At 67.6% G+C, this 16,206-nt stretch carries 14 protein-coding genes; 12 read left to right on the top strand and 2 right to left on the bottom strand.

All coding sequences use genetic code 11. The features are described 5' to 3' along the window. Window positions 1-11 precede the first annotated feature (11 nt). The 8 genes from N0K08_RS12115 to N0K08_RS12080 all read left to right on the top strand — a co-directional run bounded on the left by N0K08_RS12115 (window position 12) and on the right by N0K08_RS12080 (window position 9,053). A complete protein-coding gene (locus N0K08_RS12115; protein WP_261500610.1) occupies window positions 12-1,541 on the top strand; it encodes an acyl-CoA carboxylase subunit beta in 1,530 nt (509 codons plus the stop codon). An 88-nt stretch (window positions 1,542-1,629) separates the two neighbouring features. Then, window positions 1,630-2,973, top strand: coding sequence for an acetyl-CoA carboxylase biotin carboxylase subunit (locus N0K08_RS12110; RefSeq protein ID WP_261500609.1), 1,344 nt, complete (start codon window positions 1,630-1,632; stop codon window positions 2,971-2,973). A 44-nt stretch (window positions 2,974-3,017) separates the two neighbouring features. Further along, window positions 3,018-3,236 carry an acetyl-CoA carboxylase biotin carboxyl carrier protein subunit gene (locus N0K08_RS12105; protein WP_261500608.1) on the top strand — a complete coding sequence of 73 codons (219 nt, stop codon included), beginning with the start codon at window positions 3,018-3,020 and terminating at the stop codon, window positions 3,234-3,236. A 65-nt stretch (window positions 3,237-3,301) separates the two neighbouring features. Next, the gene (locus tag N0K08_RS12100; RefSeq protein ID WP_261500607.1) at window positions 3,302-4,282 is read left to right on the top strand and encodes a tripartite tricarboxylate transporter substrate binding protein; all 981 of its coding nucleotides are present in this window, start codon (window positions 3,302-3,304) and stop codon (window positions 4,280-4,282) included. Further along, window positions 4,279-5,526, top strand: coding sequence for a CaiB/BaiF CoA transferase family protein (locus N0K08_RS12095; protein ID WP_261500606.1), 1,248 nt, complete (start codon window positions 4,279-4,281; stop codon window positions 5,524-5,526). Before N0K08_RS12100 ends, N0K08_RS12095 begins: the two co-directional genes overlap by 4 nt. Then, window positions 5,527-7,095, top strand: coding sequence for an acyl-CoA carboxylase subunit beta (locus tag N0K08_RS12090; RefSeq protein WP_261500605.1), 1,569 nt, complete (start codon window positions 5,527-5,529; stop codon window positions 7,093-7,095). 73 nt (window positions 7,096-7,168) lie between these two features. Further along, window positions 7,169-8,062, top strand: coding sequence for a YihY/virulence factor BrkB family protein (locus tag N0K08_RS12085; protein WP_261500604.1), 894 nt, complete (start codon window positions 7,169-7,171; stop codon window positions 8,060-8,062). A 67-nt stretch (window positions 8,063-8,129) separates the two neighbouring features. Continuing rightward, the gene (locus N0K08_RS12080; RefSeq protein WP_261500603.1) at window positions 8,130-9,053 is read left to right on the top strand and encodes a LysR family transcriptional regulator; all 924 of its coding nucleotides are present in this window, start codon (window positions 8,130-8,132) and stop codon (window positions 9,051-9,053) included. An 18-nt stretch (window positions 9,054-9,071) separates the two neighbouring features. Here the strand turns inward: N0K08_RS12080 and N0K08_RS12075 are convergent, their stop codons facing one another. Then, window positions 9,072-9,845 (bottom strand): ferredoxin--NADP reductase, encoded by a 774-nt coding sequence (locus N0K08_RS12075; RefSeq protein ID WP_261500602.1) that lies wholly within the window; start codon window positions 9,843-9,845, stop codon window positions 9,072-9,074. Window positions 9,846-10,022: 177 nt separating this feature from the next. On the opposite strand from N0K08_RS12075, the gene N0K08_RS12070 reads away from it, so the two are divergent. The 4 genes from N0K08_RS12070 to N0K08_RS12055 all read left to right on the top strand — a co-directional run bounded on the left by N0K08_RS12070 (window position 10,023) and on the right by N0K08_RS12055 (window position 14,722). After that, window positions 10,023-11,225 carry an ABC transporter substrate-binding protein gene (locus tag N0K08_RS12070; protein ID WP_261500601.1) on the top strand — a complete coding sequence of 401 codons (1,203 nt, stop codon included), beginning with the start codon at window positions 10,023-10,025 and terminating at the stop codon, window positions 11,223-11,225. Between the two features lie 94 nt (window positions 11,226-11,319). Next, window positions 11,320-13,215: an ABC transporter permease gene (locus N0K08_RS12065; protein ID WP_261500600.1), complete on the top strand. Its 1,896-nt coding sequence runs from the start codon at window positions 11,320-11,322 to the stop codon at window positions 13,213-13,215. After that, entirely contained in the window at window positions 13,212-13,973 is a 762-nt protein-coding gene (locus tag N0K08_RS12060; protein WP_261500599.1) for an ABC transporter ATP-binding protein, read from the top strand. The genes N0K08_RS12065 and N0K08_RS12060 overlap by 4 nt, the downstream gene beginning before the upstream one ends. Next, a complete protein-coding gene (locus tag N0K08_RS12055; protein WP_261500598.1) occupies window positions 13,970-14,722 on the top strand; it encodes an ABC transporter ATP-binding protein in 753 nt (250 codons plus the stop codon). Before N0K08_RS12060 ends, N0K08_RS12055 begins: the two co-directional genes overlap by 4 nt. On the opposite strand, the gene N0K08_RS12050 is transcribed toward N0K08_RS12055, so the two are convergent. Continuing rightward, the gene (locus N0K08_RS12050) at window positions 14,707-15,951 is read right to left on the bottom strand and encodes an MFS transporter (protein WP_261500597.1); all 1,245 of its coding nucleotides are present in this window, start codon (window positions 15,949-15,951) and stop codon (window positions 14,707-14,709) included. The two genes, N0K08_RS12055 and N0K08_RS12050, sit on opposite strands and share 16 nt — an antisense overlap. Window positions 15,952-16,206: the final 255 nt, after the last annotated feature.

Here is a 16,206-nt window from a genome sequence, read left to right as displayed (position 1 = left end):
AGGTAGCCATGATGTTTGAAGCCGCAATCAGCCAACACGAAGAACGCCTGCAAAAAGCCCTCGCCATGGGGGGCGTCGAGAAGCTGCAGGAACGCGCGCAGCAGGGTGTGCTCAATGCCCGCGAGCGCATAAATCACCTGGTGGACGCGCACAGTTTCCATGAGATGGGGCTGTTCGCGACCAGCATCCGCCCCGAGATGCGCGAGCGCTCGCCAGCGGATGGCAAGGTGGCGGGATTCGGCAAGATCCAGGGCCGTGAGGTGGCGGTGGTTTCCAATGATTTCACCGTGATGGGGGCGTCGAGCAGCTCGGTCAATTCGGCCAAGATCGGCCATGTGAAGCGCATCGCCACGCAGCGCGGCCTGCCCATGGTGTTCCTGGGCGAGTCCACGGGCGCGCGCATGCCGGACGTGATGGGCGCTGCCGCCATAGGCGCGGGCGACCGGCCCACGCAGTACCGGCGCATGCGCGAAACGCCCTGGGTGTCGGCGGTGCTGGGCCACTGCTATGGCTCGTCGTCCTGGTATGCGGCGCTGGCCGATTTCGTGGTGATGCGCAAGGGCGCGATCACCGCGGTCTCCAGCGTACGGCTCACCTCGCGCGCCATCAACGAGGCAGTGGACCCCGAAGCCCTGGGCGGCTGGAAGCTGCACACCGAAGTCACGGGCATGGTCGACCTGGCCGTGGACACCGATGAGCAGGCGCTCGAAGCCGTGCAGCAGTTCCTGTCCTATCTGCCCAGCCACCACAACGAAGCGCCGCCGGTGCACGCCGTGACCGCCGGTTCGGGCGAGGATGCCGAGCGGATTCTGGGCGTTCTGCCGCAGTCGCGCACCCAGGTCTATGACGTGCGCAAGATCCTCTCGCTGATCTACGACAAGGACTCGGTGTTCGAGCTCAAGCCGCGCTTCGGCCGCTCCGTGGTGACCGCGCTGGCGCGGCTCAACGGCCGCTCGGTGGGCATCGTGGCGAGCAATCCGATCTACAAGGGCGGGGCCATCGATCCGCAGTCCTGCGAGAAGGTGGTGAGCTTTCTGGTGCTCTGCGACTCCTTCAATATTCCGCTGGTGTTCATGGCCGATCAGCCCGGTTTCCTGATCGGCGTGGAAGGCGAACGCCAGGGCGCGATCGGCCGCGTGATGAACTGGATGAATGCGCTGTCGCTGGTCACCGTGCCGAAGATTTCGGTGGTCATGCGCAAGTCCTATGGGCAGGCGGTGCTGAACATGGGCGGCGGCGGCAATTCCGATGAAGTCATCCACTGGCTCACGGCCGAAGTGAACTTCATGGACCCGCGCTCGGCGGTGTCCATCGTGCATGGCGTCGAGCCCCAGGAAGAGCCCGAGCGCTACGCGCAATTGCTCGAGGAGATGAGCCGTGGCACGACAGCCTACGACGCCGCGGCAGCCTACACCGCGCATGCCGTGATCCACCCGGCGCAGACCCGCGCCCACCTGATCCGCAGCCTCGAAGTCCACCAGATGCGCCTGTCGGGCGGCGTGGGCGAGCACCTGATGCGGACCTGGCCTACGAGCTACTGAGTTTCTGCAGCGGTCCCTGGGAATGCGCCTTGTCCGTCAAGGCGCAGGGGGAAAGCTGCGCGCCGAATTCGAGAAATGGGAGAAAAGAATGTTCCACAAGGTCCTGATTGCCAACCGTGCGGCGATTGCGGCGCGCGTGCTGCGCGCGCTGCGTTCCATGGGCATACGCTCGGTCGCGGTGTACTCCGAAGCCGATGCGCAACTGCCCTATCTGGCGCTGGCCGATGAAAGCTATTGCATAGGCCCGGCCGAGCCCGGCAAGAGCTATCTCAACCAGGATGCGATCCTGCAGGTGCTGCGCGACAGCGGCGCCGACGCGCTGCATCCGGGCTATGGCTTCCTGTCGGAGAACGCGGAATTCGCGCGCCGCGTGCAGGCCCAGGGCGCGGTGTTCATAGGCCCCAGCCCCGAGTGGATAGACGCCATGGGGCACAAGACACGGGCGCGCGAACTGATGCGCCAGCACGGCCTGCGGATGGCGCCCAGCTCGGGCCTGCTCAGCGGCGAGCCCGAACAGGACAGGCGCATGGCACAGGAGATCGGCTACCCGGTTTTGGTCAAGCCCGCGACCGGCGGCGGAGGCATTGGCATGATGGCGGCGCGCAACGACGAAGAGCTGGCCAAGGCTGTGGAGCAGGCCGGCTCGCTGTCGCGGCGCAGCTTCGGCAGCGCCGAGCTGTACCTCGAGCGCCTGCTGGAAAAGCCGCGCCATATCGAGTTCCAGATCCTCGCCGACCGTGCGGGCAATGTCTGCCATCTGTTCGAGCGCGACTGCTCGGTGCAGCGGCGCCACCAGAAAGTGATAGAGGAATCGCCCGCGCCGCGCCTGCCGCGCGAGATGGTGGCTGCGGCCGGCGACGAGATCGTGGGCGTGCTGGCCAAGATGCGCTACGACGTGATCGGCACGGTGGAGACGCTGCACGCGCCGGGCGGCGGCTTCCAGTTTCTCGAGACCAATACGCGGCTGCAGGTGGAACATGCGGTGACCGAGGAAATCACCGGCATCGACCTGGTGGTGGCGCAGATCCGTCTGGCCGCGGGCGAGCCTTTGAGTGCCGTCATTGCGCAGCCGGTGACCGTGCGCGGCCATGCGATCGAAGCGCGCATCTACGCCGAGGACCCGGTGCGCTTCTTCCCCTCGCCGGGCACGCTCAAGGTGCTGGAATTCCCCGTCGGCCCGGGCATTCGCGTGGAAACCGGCTTTGCCCAGGGCTGCGCCGTCACCCCGTATTACGACCCGATGATCGCCAAGCTCATCGTGCATGCCGAGACGCGCGCCCTGGCCATAGAGCGCCTGCAGCAGGCGCTGGCGGCGACCCGCATCGAAGGCGTCAAGCACAACATTCCTTTCATCCAGCGCGTGCTGCAAAGCGACGCTTTCCGCAGCGGCGATGTGCACACCGGCCTCGCGGCCCAGGTGCTGGCTGCTTGAGCCGCCTTTTCTGTTTCCTTCATTTCATACCAGGAGAAATCACCATGTCCACAGTTGCCCTGACAGCGGAAGTCACCGGAAAAGTCTGGAAAGTATTGGTCGAAGTCGGCGGCTTGGTCTCGCCCGACGAACCGGTGCTGATCGTCGAGTCCATGAAGATGGAAATCCCCGTGATGAGCAGCGAGCCCGGCCGGCTGCTGGAGCTGCATGTGAAGGAAGGCGATTCGGTCGAGGACGGCCAGATCGTCGGCCAGGTCGGCTGACCTGCCCCGCAGCCGCGCCCGGGCGCAGGCCCGGCTCTCGCTTTTTGCTCTGAAGGAGGAATGCCATGCAGCGCAGACATTTTCCGGCGGCCGTGGCCGCGCTGGCCGGCTGGGGGACCGCGGGGGCGGCCGCCTGGGCGCCGAACAACCGCGTCGAATACGTGATTCCGGCCGCGGCCGGCGGGGCCGTGGACATCTACGGCCGGGTGATGAAGAAGATCATCGACGCCAGTGGCGCGCTCGGCGGCCAGAGCTTCGTGATCAGCAACCGCCCCGGCGGCAGCGGCATGATTGCCGCGGCGCCGCTGCTGCAGCGCCCCGGTGATGCCCACATCTTCTCCATGCTGTCCACGGGCTTCATGCTGGGCCAGGTGCTGGGCCAGTTCAAGCACGACCTGCTGCGCGACTTCACCGTGGGGCCGATCTTCTTCGAGGAGGCGCTGGCTGTGGCGGTGCGCGCGGATTCGCCGTTCAAGTCCGGCGCCGATCTCGTCGCGCAGCTGCGGCGCGATCCGGGCAGCGTGCGCATCGCCGTGGCGCCGAATCTGCTCAATCACATCCATATCGGCCTGCTCAAGCCGCTGGCCGCGGCCGGCGTGGACATGGGCAGCCTCACGGTGGCCGCGTTCCGCGCGTCCAGCGAGTCCGTGGTGGCGCTGATGGGCGGCCATGTGGACGTGGTCTCGTCCAGCGCCGCGAACGTGGTGGAAGGCGTGCGCAACGGCAGCCTGCGCGCGCTGGCGGTGTCGTCGGAGCAGCGGCTCAAGGGCACGCTGGCCCAGGTGCCGACCTGGAAGGAGCAGGGCGTCAACGCGGCCTTCACTTCGGTGCAGGGCGTGTACTTCCCCAAGGACCTGGGTGCCGCGCAGATCGCGTTCTGGGACACGCAGTTCCAGCGCATGGCGGCCTCGCCCGAATGGCTCAACACGCTGGCGCAGTACGAAGTCACTCCGCGCTTCATGAACCACACGCAGGCAAGCGCCTATGTCCAGAACGAAATCAAGACTTCGACGGCCTTGCTGCGCGACCTGAAATTGCTCAAATGACTGCAACTACCCCCACTCCCCCGAACGACGCCGGGCCGCTGGCCGGCATACGCGTGGTCGAGATCTGCACCACCATCGCCGGCCCGGCCTGCGGCCGGCTGCTGGCCGATTTCGGCGCCGACGTGATCAAGGTCGAGCCGCCCGACGGCGACCCCGTGCGCCAGATGGGCAACCATGTGGGCGCGGTCTCGCTCTACAGCGCGTCCATTCTGCGCGGCAAGCGCTCCATCGTCATCGACTTGAAGACCGAGGAAGGTCGCGCGCTGGCCCAGTCGCTGATGGAGCGCGCCGACGTGGTGCTGGAGAACAACCGCCCCGGCGTGCTCGAGCGCCTGGGCCTGGGCTACGAGACGCTGGCCCGGGCCAAGCCCGACATCATCTACGCGCGCATCAGCGGCTACGGCCAGGACGGGCCCAGCGCCCACCTGCCGGGCTATGGCGCGATCTGCGAAGCCTTTGGCGGCGTGCGCCACATGACCGGCGACCCCGACCGCCCGCCCTCGCGCGTGGCCCTGGCCACGACCGACTACCTGACGTCTGTGTACACGGCCTTCGGCATCCTGGCGGCGCTGCGCCACCGCGACCGAACCGGCGAAGGCCAGGTGGTGGACGTGGCGCTGTACGAAGCCGCGTTCTCGCAGATGGAGTCGGTGGTGCCGACCTTCGACAAGCTGGGCCAGGTGCCCATGCGCCAGGGGCCCAACCTGCCGTCGATGGCGCCCAACAGCCTCTACCCCACGGCCGAAGGCGGCTATGTGCTGATCGCGGCCAACAGCAATGCGACTTTCGAGCGGCTGGCCCAGGCGATGCAGCAGCCGGAGTTGCTGACCGACCCGCGCTTCTCGACCATCCGTTCGCGCGGGCTGCCGGGCAATATGCAGGCCGTCGATGCCATCGTCGCCGACTGGACGCGCAGCCGCCAGGGCATGGAAGTCGAAGCGCAGCTGCAGCAGGCCGGCGTGCCGGTGTCGCGCGTGCTGACCGTGGAGGACATCTTCGACGATCCGCATTACCGGGCGCGCGACATGATCGCCACGGTGGAACACCCGCAGCTGGGCAGCACGCGCCAGGTGGGCGTGGTGCCCAAGCTGTCGCGCTCGCCCGGGCGCATACGCCATACGGGGCCTGAGCTCGGCGGCGACAGCGCCAGCGTGCTGGCCAGCGAACTGGGTCTGGACCCGCAGGCCATCGCTGCCTTGATCGCATCCGGCATCGTGCGCGGCAGTGCGCAGAAGGAGTATTGAATGCAAAGCACAGAATGGGGCACCTCGCTGGACGAGCTGGCGCAGCGCAAGGCGTATGCCATGGCCATGGGCGGCGAAGCCGCTGTGGCCAAGGCCAAGGCCGCGGGCAAGCTCACGGCGCGCGAGCGCATCACGGCCCTGGTCGATGCCGACTCGTTTCGCGAGCTGGGCATGCTGGCCGGCAAGGGGGCGTATTCCGCACAGGGCGAACTCGAGAAAGTCACACCGTCGACCCAGGTCATGGGCCTGGCGCGCATAGCAGGGCGCCGCACGGTGGTGGTGTCCGACGACGCGACGATACGCGGCGGATCTTCCGAAGCCGCGGTCGCGGAGAAGTGGATTTACGCCGATCGCTATGCCTACGAGTACCGCCTGCCGCTGGTGCGCATGGTCGATACCGCGGGCGGCAGCGTCAAGCTGCTCAAGCAGATGGGGCACACCAAGATCCCGGGCTATTCCTTTCTGCCCGGCGCGCAGTTGCTGGGCCTGGTGCCGGTGGTGGGCATCGCCCTGGGCGCCTGCGCGGGTCTGGGTGCGATCCGCGCCACGTCGGCGCACTTCTCCATCATGGTCAAGGGGCGCAGCCAGGTGTTCGCCGGCGGGCCGCCCGTGGTCAAGCAGGCGCTGGGCTATGACATCGACAAGGAGGATCTGGGCGGGCATCTGGTGCACAAGCTCAGTGGCGTGGTGCACAACGCCGTGGACACCGAGGAGGAGGCCTGTGCGCTGGCGCGGCGCTTTCTGTCCTATCTGCCGCAAAGCGTCTGGCAGGCGCCGCCGCGAGTGCCCTGCGAGGACGCGCCCGCGAGGGCCGATGCCTGGCTCAACGACGCCATTCCGGCCGATCGCCGCAAGATCTTCGCGCCGCGCAAGATCCTGGCCGCCATCTTCGACCAGGGCTCGGTGTTCGAGATGGCGCCGCAGTTCGGCGCTTCGCTGCTGACCTGTTTCGCCCGGCTCAACGGCCATGCCGTGGGCGTGATGATCAACAACCCCATGGTCATGGGCGGTGCGCTCACGCGGGCCGCTTCGGTGAAGATGGAGCGCTTTGTCGACCTGTGCGACACCTTCCATCTGCCCATCGTCAATCTGGTGGACCAGCCCGGCACCATGACCGGGCTGGAAGCCGAGCGCGACGGCACCATGTACGCCACCCTGCGCGCGGGCGCAGCCATAGAGCAGTCGTCCGTGCCCTGGTGCGCCATCGTCATCCGCCGCTGCTTCGGCCTGGCCGGCGCCATGCTGAGCCCCAAGTTCGGCGTCAGCGGAACGGCGATTGCGCACCGCTTTGCCTGGCCATCGGCCACCTGGGGCTCCATCCCCATCGAAGGCGGCGTGGCGGCTGCGTACCGCCAGGAGCTGGCGCAGGCCGAAGACCCCGAGGCCTTGCGCCTGCAGTTGGAGCAGGACTACCACCGCATCGGTTCGCCGTTTCGCACGGCGGAAAAGTTCGGCGTGGTCGACATCATCGAGCCGTCCCAGACGCGCGCCCTGCTGTGTGACTGGGTGGAGGATGCCTACCACCGCTGCGCGCTGGCGCTGGGCCCCAAGGGGCGCACCATGCGCTGATCCGGGCGGGCCTTTCACCCCCTGTCGCGCATTTTTGACAGCGCGATGGCGCGACATGGGTCAAGATGAGGCCATGCCTCCTTTGCTTGATGCCTTCTTGCGCCGCGCGCGTGTAGTCCTGCGCCCCCTGCAGCCTCTGGTCGATGCGTTTCAGCTGTGGCTGGGAGCCGATGGGCTGCGCATGAGCGCTGCCATGTCGTTCTACGGCATATTGAGCCTGGCGCCGCTGCTCCTGCTGCTGGTCGGCCTGGTGGGCTGGTGGGTGGACCGCGCCTATGTCGAGCAGACCCTGCTGGGCCAGATACAGGGGGTGATAGGCGAGCGCGGAGCCCAGGTGGTGCGGGCGGCGCTGACCAGCGCGCAAAAGCCCGATGAAGGGCGGCTGGCGTCGCTGTTCGGCTCCGTGCTGCTGCTGTCGGGCGCGACGGGCGTGTTTGTCGAGTTGCAGACGGCGCTGGAAAAGCTCTGGCTCACGGGCATGAAAGAGCTGCCGGCGGCCAAGCCCGCCTGGTGGCGCATGGCCGCGCTGCGCTTGCGCGGCCTGACCTATGTGCTGGCCCTGGGCTTCTTGCTGCTGGTCTCCATGGTGTTGTCCACGGCCGTGCACATGGCCACGACCTGGGCCGGCAGCAAGCTGCCGATTTTTTCGCTGGCCCCGCTGGTGGGCATCATCAATGAAAGCGTGGCCTTTGCCATCGCCGTGGCGCTGTTCGTCGGGCTGATGCGCATTGGCAGCGGACCCAAGCCGCCGCTGCGCTTCCTGGTGTTTGGCGCCGTCGTCGGGGCCACGCTGTTCACGCTGGGCAAGCAGGGCCTGGCCTGGTACTTGTCGACGGCCGCCGTGGTCTCGGCCTATGGCGCGGCCGGCTCCATCATCGTGTTGCTGATGTGGATCTACTTTTCTTCGGCCATCTTGCTGTTTGCCGCGGCCAGCGCCAAGGCGGTTGCGGATGCCCACAGGCCCTGAATTTTTGCCAGAACTGAAATAATCCAGGCCTGGCAGACCGGGCTCTGCAGCTTGAAAGGGAGAATCAATGGACCGCTTGCTGACCATGCGGGTGTTTCAGGCGGTGGCCGACGAGGGCGGGTTTTCCGCCGCGGCGCGGCGCCTGGAGCTGTCGGTGTCGACCGTGACCCGGCTGGTCGCCGACCTGGAGCAATACCTGGGCGTGCGGCTGCTGCAGCGCACCACGCGCCATGTGGCGCTGACCGATGCCGGTGAAGTCTATTTGCAGCGGGTACGCGGCATCCTGGACGAGGTCGAGGAGGCTTTCGGCATGGCCCAGGCCCAGACCGGCAATCTGTCGGGCGCGGTGCGCATCCTGGTCTCGCCGGTGTTCGCCGAGCACCTGCTGGCGCCTTTGCTGCTGGCCTTTCGCGCGCGCCATCCGAAGATCGTATTGGACGTGTTTGTCGACGCGCTGCGCGAAGCCCGCGAGGCCGAGGCCATGGCCCGCGATTACGACATCCTGCTGATGGGCGCGCGGCAAGGTTATGACGCCAACGTGGTGGCCCGGCCCCTGGTCACCACCGATGGCGTACTGTGCGCCTCTGCGGCCTATTTGGAGGCCCATGGCGTGCCGCGGCAGCCCCAGGACCTGGCGCAGCACCATTGCCTGATGCGCCGCACGTCCGATGGGCGCAGCGGCGTGGCCCGCCTCTACCTGCCGCAGGAGCCGCTGGTCGACCCAGTCGACGTGGCCGTCGTGTCGGCGTTCACCGTCAACCACACGGGCACGCTGCTGCGCGCCACGCTCGAAGGCGCGGGCATCAGCGCCCTGCCTTTGAGCCTGGTGGCCGAGCACCTGGCCGACGGCCGGCTGCAGCGCGTGCTGGCCCCCTGGATCACCGGGCGCTTCACGCTGTACGCCGTCCTGCCCAGCCGCAAGTTCATGCCGGCGCGGGTGCGGGCCTTTCTGGATTTCCTCAGCGAATACACGCAAGGCCCCCAGGGCTGAGCGCCGGCCCGCGCGGACTTACTTCTCGACGAAGGCGCGCTCGACCACGAAGTCGCCGGGCGTGGTGGTGTTGCCTTCCTTGAAACCACGTGCTTCGAGCATGTGCTTCAAGTCCACCAGCATGGCGGGGCTGCCGCAGAGCATGACCCGGTCGGTTTCGGGGTTGAGCTCGGGCAGGCCGACGTCGGCGGCGAACTTGCCGCTGGCGATCAGGTCGGTGATACGGCCCTGGTTGCGGAAGGGCTCGCGCGTGACCGTGGGGTAGTAGATCAGCTTGTCCCGGACGATGTCGCCGAGGAACTCGTGCTCGAACAGGTCTTTTTCGAACATCTGCTGGTAGGCCAGTTCCTCGATGTGGCGCACGCCGTGCACCACCACGGCCTTTTCGAACTTCTCGTAGGTCTCGGGGTCGCGGGCCACGGCCAGCCAGGGCGCGAGGCCCGTGCCGGTACCGATCATGTACAGGTTCTTGCCGGGCAGCAGGTAATCGATCAGCAGCGTGCCCGTGGGCTTCTTGCCGACGATGATGGTGTCACCGACCTGGATATGCTGCAGCTTGGAAGTCAGCGGGCCGTTTTCCACCTTGATCGACAGGAATTCGAGGTGTTCCTCGTAATTCGGGCTGGCGATGGAATAGGCGCGCAGCAGGTTCTTGCCGTCGACCTTGAGGCCGATCATGGTGAAGTGGCCGTTGGAAAACCGCAGCGACATGTCGCGGGTGGTGGTGAAAGAGAAAAGGCGGTCGGTCCAGTGGTGGACGGACAGTACGCGTTCTTCGTTGAATGCACTCATGGCGAGAATGGGGGGTGAAGTCGTAAAGCGGGGACCCAGCGGCGACGGGACGTGGCTGGCTGGCAAAACACCCCAGGGCGTTCGCGTGGCGGCCGCCTGTCAAGCGGGCAAACCTGCACATTGTCGGGCATATAGGTTCTCAGGGGTACATTTCACTCCCTCAACAAAGGAAATCGCATGACAAGGCAAGCGTGGACGATGGCCGCGGTTCTGGCCCTGGCGGCCGGCCAGGCAGGGGCGCAAGGCGTGATCAAGATTGGCGAGATCAACAGCTACAAGGCCATGCCGGCCTTTCTGGAGCCCTACAAGAAAGGCATGGAGCTGGCCGTCGAGCAGATCAACGCCGGCGGCGGCATTGCCGGCAAGAAGCTGGAACTGGTCATCCGCGACGATAACGGCAACCCCGGCGATGCCGTGCGCGCGGCCGATGAGTTGTATGCCCGCGAGAAGATCGACGTGCTCACCGGCAGCTTTCTGTCGCACGTAGGCCTGGCGCTGACCGACTATGCGCAGCAGAAAAAGCGCTTCTTCCTGGCCTCCGAGCCCCTGACCGACAAGATGGTCTGGGCCCAGGGCAACCGCTACACCTACCGCCTGCGCGGCTCGACCTACATGCAGGTCGCGATGCTGGTGCCCGAAGCGGCGAAGCTGAAGAAGAAGCGCTGGGCCATCGTCTACCCCAACTACGAATACGGCCAGTCGGCCGTGGCGACGTTCAAGAAGCTGCTCAAGCAGGCCCAGCCCGATGTGGAGTTCGTCGGCGAGCAGGCGCCGGCCCTGGGCAAGATCGACGCCGGCAGCGTGGTCCAGGCGCTGGCCGACGCCAAGCCCGATGCCATCTTCAACGTGCTGTTCGCGGCCGACCTGGGCAAGTTCGTGCGCGAAGGCAATACGCGCGGCCTGTTCAAGGGCCGTGAAGTGGTGGGCCTGCTGACCGGCGAGCCCGAATACCTCGATCCGCTGAAAAAGGAAGCACCCCTGGGCTGGATCGTGACCGGCTACCCCTGGTATGCGATCAACACGCCAGAGCACCAGGCTTTCCTCAAGGCCTACCAGGCCAAGTACCAGGAGCCTCCGCGCCTGGGCACCATCGTCGGCTATGGCGCGATCCAGTCGCTGGCCGCGGGCCTGCGCAAGACCGGCGGCAGCGCCGACCCGGAAAAGCTGATCGCCGCGTTCAAGGGCCTGGAAGTGGACATCCCCTTCGGCCGCATCACCTACCGCCCCGAGGACCACCAGTCGACCATGGGCGCCTATGTGGGCAAGACCGCGTATGACGCCAAGCTGCAGCACGGCGTGATGGTCGACTTCCACTACGCCGACGGCAAGGACTACCAGCCTTCGGCGGCTGAAGTGCGCCAGCTGCGCCCCGCGCGCTGAGCGGCGTGCGCTCTGCCCCTGGCCGCGTTGCGCCGGGGGCGGTCCTTTGCGAGATGAATCCCATGCCCACTTTTCAAGCCGCCGAGGACTTGCGATGAGCCTGTCCGGACTGCTGGTGCAACTGCTCAATGGCCTGGCCAGCGCTTCGTCGCTGTTCCTGGTGTCGGTCGGGCTGTCGCTGATTTTCGGCGTCACGCGCACCATCAATTTCGCCCACGGCTCGTTCTACATGCTGGGCATTTATGTCGCCTATTCGCTGGTCGGGCACTGGGGCGACAGCATTGGTTTCTGGCCCGCGCTGCTGCTCGCGCCCGTGGTCACCGCGGCCCTGGGCGCGCTGGTGGAAATCCTGCTGCTGCGGCGCATCTACAAGGCGCCGGAGCTGTTCCAGCTGCTGGCGACGTTTGCGCTGGTGCTGGTGATCAAGGACGCGGCGCTGTGGCTGTGGGGTCCGGAAGAGCTGTTCGGCCCGCGGGCGCCGGGGCTCGAAGGCGCGGTCGACATCCTGGGGCGGCAGTTCCCGGTCTATGACCTGCTGGTGATGGCCGTGGGCCCGCTGGTGCTGGGCCTGCTGACGCTGCTGCTGACCCGCACCCGCTGGGGCACGCTGGTGCGCGCGGCCACGCAGGACCGCGAAATGGTCGGCGCCCTGGGCGTCAACCAGGCCTGGCTGTTCACGGCCGTGTTCGCGCTGGGTACGCTGCTGGCCGGCCTGGGCGGCGCGCTGCAGCTGCCGCGCGAGTCGGCCCATCTGGACATGGATTTGCTGACCATAGGCGCGGCCTTCGTGGTGGTGGTGGTCGGCGGCATGGGATCCATCCCGGGTGCGTTTGTCGCGGCGCTGCTGATCGCCGAACTCAAGGCGATCTGCATCTGGCTGGGGCTGGTGGAAATCGGCGGCGTGGAGATTTCGCTCTCCAAGCTGACGCTGGTGGTCGAGTTCGTGGTCATGGCCGTGGTGCTGATCTGGCGCCCCTGGGGCCTGATGGGGCGGCCGCAGGCGGCGGTGCGCGTGCTGGGCGAGGCCGAGGCGCCGCTGCGCCGTGCGGGCCGGGGCGGCCAGGCGGCGACCCTGGCCGGACTGGCGCTGCTGGCGGCCCTGCCGCTGCTGGCCGGAGAAGGCAGCTATGCACTGGTGCTGCTCACCGATATTTTCATCATGGCCTTGTTCGCGGCCAGCCTGCACGCCCTGCTGGGGCCGGGCGGCATGCACTCCTTCGGCCACGCGGCCTATTTCGGCCTGGGCGCCTATGCGGCGGCCCTGCTGGTGCGCAGCAGCGGCCTGCCCATGGAAGCCGCGCTGCTGCTGGCGCCGCTGGCCGCGGCCTGCGGCGCCTTGTTGTTCGGCTGGTTCTGCGTGCGGCTGTCGGGGGTCTACCTGACCATGCTGACGCTGGCGTTCGCGCAAATCACCTGGGCCATCTGCTACCAGTGGGATGCGTTCACGGGCGGCAGCAACGGCCTCACGGGCGTCTGGCCCAGCGACTGGGCGGCGCAGGGCGCGGCCTATTACTGGCTCACGCTGGCCGTGGTGGCCGCGGCCGTCTACCTGCTGCGGCGCATGCTGTTCGCGCCCCTGGGCTATGCCTTGCGGGCCACGCGCGACTCGGCGCTGCGGGCCGATGCCATAGGCATCGACGTGCGGCGCGTGCAGTGGGCGGGCTTTGTCGTGGCCGGCCTGTGGGCCGGGCTGGCCGGGGCCTTGTTCGTGTTTTCCAAGGGCAGCATTTCGCCCGACAGCCTGTCAATCACCAAGTCGGTGGACGCGCTGGTGATGGTGCTGCTCGGCGGCGTGCAGACGCTGGCCGGGCCGCTGGTCGGTGCCGGCGTATTCACCTGGCTCAACGATACGGTTGCGCGCCAGACCGATTACTGGCGGGCCCTGCTGGGCGGCATCATCTTGCTGCTGGTGCTGCTGTTCCCGCAAGGGCTGGCCGGCTTTGCACGCCAGCTGCAGGACGCCTGGCGGCGGCGGGAGGGCAGGACATGATGTTGCAAGTGACGGGTCTGCACAAAGCCTTTGGCGGCGTGCGCGCCGTGGACGACGTGAGCTTCTCGCTGGAAAAAGGCGAGCTGCTGGCGCTGATCGGCCCGAACGGCGCGGGCAAGTCGACCACCTTCAACCTGGTCGGAGGCCAGCTCGCGCCCGACAGCGGATCGGTGCGTCTGGCCGGGCGCGAAATGGCCGGCCTGACGCCGCGCGCTGTCTGGCGCCTGGGCGTGGGCCGCACCTTCCAGATCGCCGCCACCTTCGCCTCGCTGAGCGTGCTGGAGAACGTGCAGATGGCCCTGCTGTCGGCCGATGGCCGGGTGTTTTCCTTCTGGCGCCGGGCGGCGGACCATCGCCGCGCGGATGCGCTGGCGCTGCTGGAGAGCGTGGGCATGGCCGCCCAGGCCGAGCGGCCCTGCAGCGCGCTGGCCTATGGCGACGTCAAGCGCGTCGAACTGGCCATGGCGCTGGCCCATGCGCCCCAGCTGCTGCTGATGGACGAGCCCACGGCGGGCATGGCCCCGGCCGAGCGCGTGGCGTTGATGACGCTGACCAAGCAACTGGCCCGCGAGCGGCAAATGGGCGTGCTGTTCACCGAGCACAGCATGGACGTGGTGTTCGGCCAGGCCGACCGGGTGCTGGTGCTGGTGCGCGGCAGGCTGCTGGCCGAAGGCCGGCCCGAAGACATACAGCGCAATGCGCGCGTGCAGCAGGCCTATCTGGGCAGCGGCCGGATTCTGGGAAAGCACCCCGCATGAATTTCTCGACAACTTCCCCGGCCGCGCAGCCGCTGCTGCAGGTCACGGGCCTGAATGCCTGGTACGGCGCGGCCCATATCCTGCACGACGTGGCGCTCAGCGTGGCGCCTGGCGAAGTGGTGGCGCTGATGGGCCGCAACGGCGCGGGCAAATCGACCACGCTCAAGGCCATCGCCGGGCTGCTGGCGCGCAGCCAAGGGCAGTTGCGCTGCATGGGCCTGGACATCGCGGGCTGGCCGGCCTATCGCATTGCCCGGCTGGGCCTGGGCTACGTGCCCGAGGACCGGCGCATCTTCACCGACTTGACGGTGCGCGAAAACCTCGAAGTCGGCCGGCAGGCGCCACGCCGCTGGCCCGACGGCAGCGCCGCGCCGCACTGGACGCCCGAGCGGCTGTTCACGCTGTTTCCCAATCTGGGCGAAATGCCCGATCGCCTGGGCGGGCGCATGAGCGGCGGCGAGCAGCAGATGTTGTCGGTGGCGCGCACGCTCATGGGGCAGCCGCTGCTGGTGCTGCTCGACGAGCCTTCGGAAGGCGTGGCGCCGCTGATCGTCGAACAGATGGCACAGACCATTGCGACGCTCAAGGAACAGGGCATGGGCATCTTGCTGTCGGAGCAGAACCTGCCGTTTTGCGAAGCCGTGGCCGACCGCGCCTACGTGCTGGAAAAGGGCCAGATCCGCTACAGCTCCAGCATGCAGGAACTGCAAAGCAATCTGGCCGTGCGCCAGGCCTACCTCGGGGTGTAGACCGGACTGCGGCTGGCCCAGGCGCACAGCACGCCCAGCGCCATCATGGCCGCGGCCACGGCAAACAGCGGCTGGTATACGCCGGTGTGACTGTAAAGCCAGGCCATGGCCGTGCCCGACAGCGCCTGGGTGCAGGCAAACGCGGCCGTGGCATAGCCCCACATGCGCTTGTGCTGCATCGGCCCGACCAGCTGCAGCAGGCGTCCTGAAGTGAGCGCGGCCATGCCTGGCGACAGCGCGCCGACCAGGAAGGACGACAGGCCATAGGCCAGGGCCTGGAAGGCCACGGAAGGCCACCACAGCAGTACGGCGGGCAGGACTGTCGGGATGAGCACGGCGAAGGCCTTGAGGCTGATGCCGCCGACCACGGCGCGGTGCCAGTCCCAGCGCGACGCGCACCAGGCAGCCGCGATCGGCCCGAGCAGGGCGCCCAGGCCGAACACCGCCCATTGCGTGGCACCGTAGGCGGCGCCCAAATGCTGCTCGCGCGCCAGATAGTCGACCCAGAACACGGTGTTGGGCACAAAGCCCGCGGCATCGCAGGCATAGGCGCCCATCAGCCACAGCACGGGCCACAGCCACAGCGCGCGCGGGCCGTCGTCCGGGCGTGGGGCCAGCGGGGCCGATGCAGGGGGGGCGTACTGCTGCGCCAGCTGTACGGCCGCCAGGGGCAGACGCAGGCAGTTGCGCCAGCCCCAGAGGCCGCTGAGCGCCGATGCCAGCGCCAGTGCGGCCCAGGCCCAGGGCAGGCCCAGGCGGGCCAGTGCGGGCACCAGCGTGGCCGACAGCAGGGCGCCGACGCCCACGCCGGCAAACATCAGCGGGCCGAGGGCGGCGCGCCGCGCTGGCGGTGCGGCCGACATGGCGACCGAAGGGCCGACCACCATCAGCACCGCGCCGGCCACGCCGGCCACGCAGCGCCAGGCAAAAAACCAGGCGAACGGCTGGGGCAGGACCGACAGCGCAAAGCTCAGCGCCACTGCCGCAAAGCTGCACAGCAGCACCCGGGAGGCACCCCAATGCTCGGTCAGGCGGTGGGCGGCGAGCGCGCCGATCAGATAGCCCAGCAGATTGGCCGCGCCCAGGTAGGCGGCTTCGTCGGCGCTGAACCATTGCGCCTGCACCAGGGCTGGCATCAGCGCGGTATAGGCAAAGCGGCTCAGGCCTATGCCGCACAGCGTGGTCATCAGACCGGTGAGCAGCAGGGGGCGTTCGTGGCGGTGGATCAAGGGATGGGGAGGGTTGGGCTGTGCAGCCCGCAGCTTGCCCCGTACCCGGCGGCCTGGCAAGCCCTGGCTGTCGCCTGCGGGGCGGTGTCTGCGCTGCGCACAAGTGTTGGCGGCAGCCCGTGCTTTACATACCAGGAACACTAAAATGTAAAGCGTAGGCGACGATATGCAGCTGTTTTAGCTATAGTGGACCGTCTGCTCCTCGAATCATTATAAATACTGACGTAACAAATGAGGGTGAAGCCATGGGAAAAA

Source organism: Acidovorax bellezanensis (genome assembly GCF_025421555.1).
GTDB lineage: Bacteria > Pseudomonadota > Gammaproteobacteria > Burkholderiales > Burkholderiaceae_C > Comamonas > Comamonas bellezanensis.
This window is presented reverse-complemented; position numbering and strand designations above follow the sequence as displayed.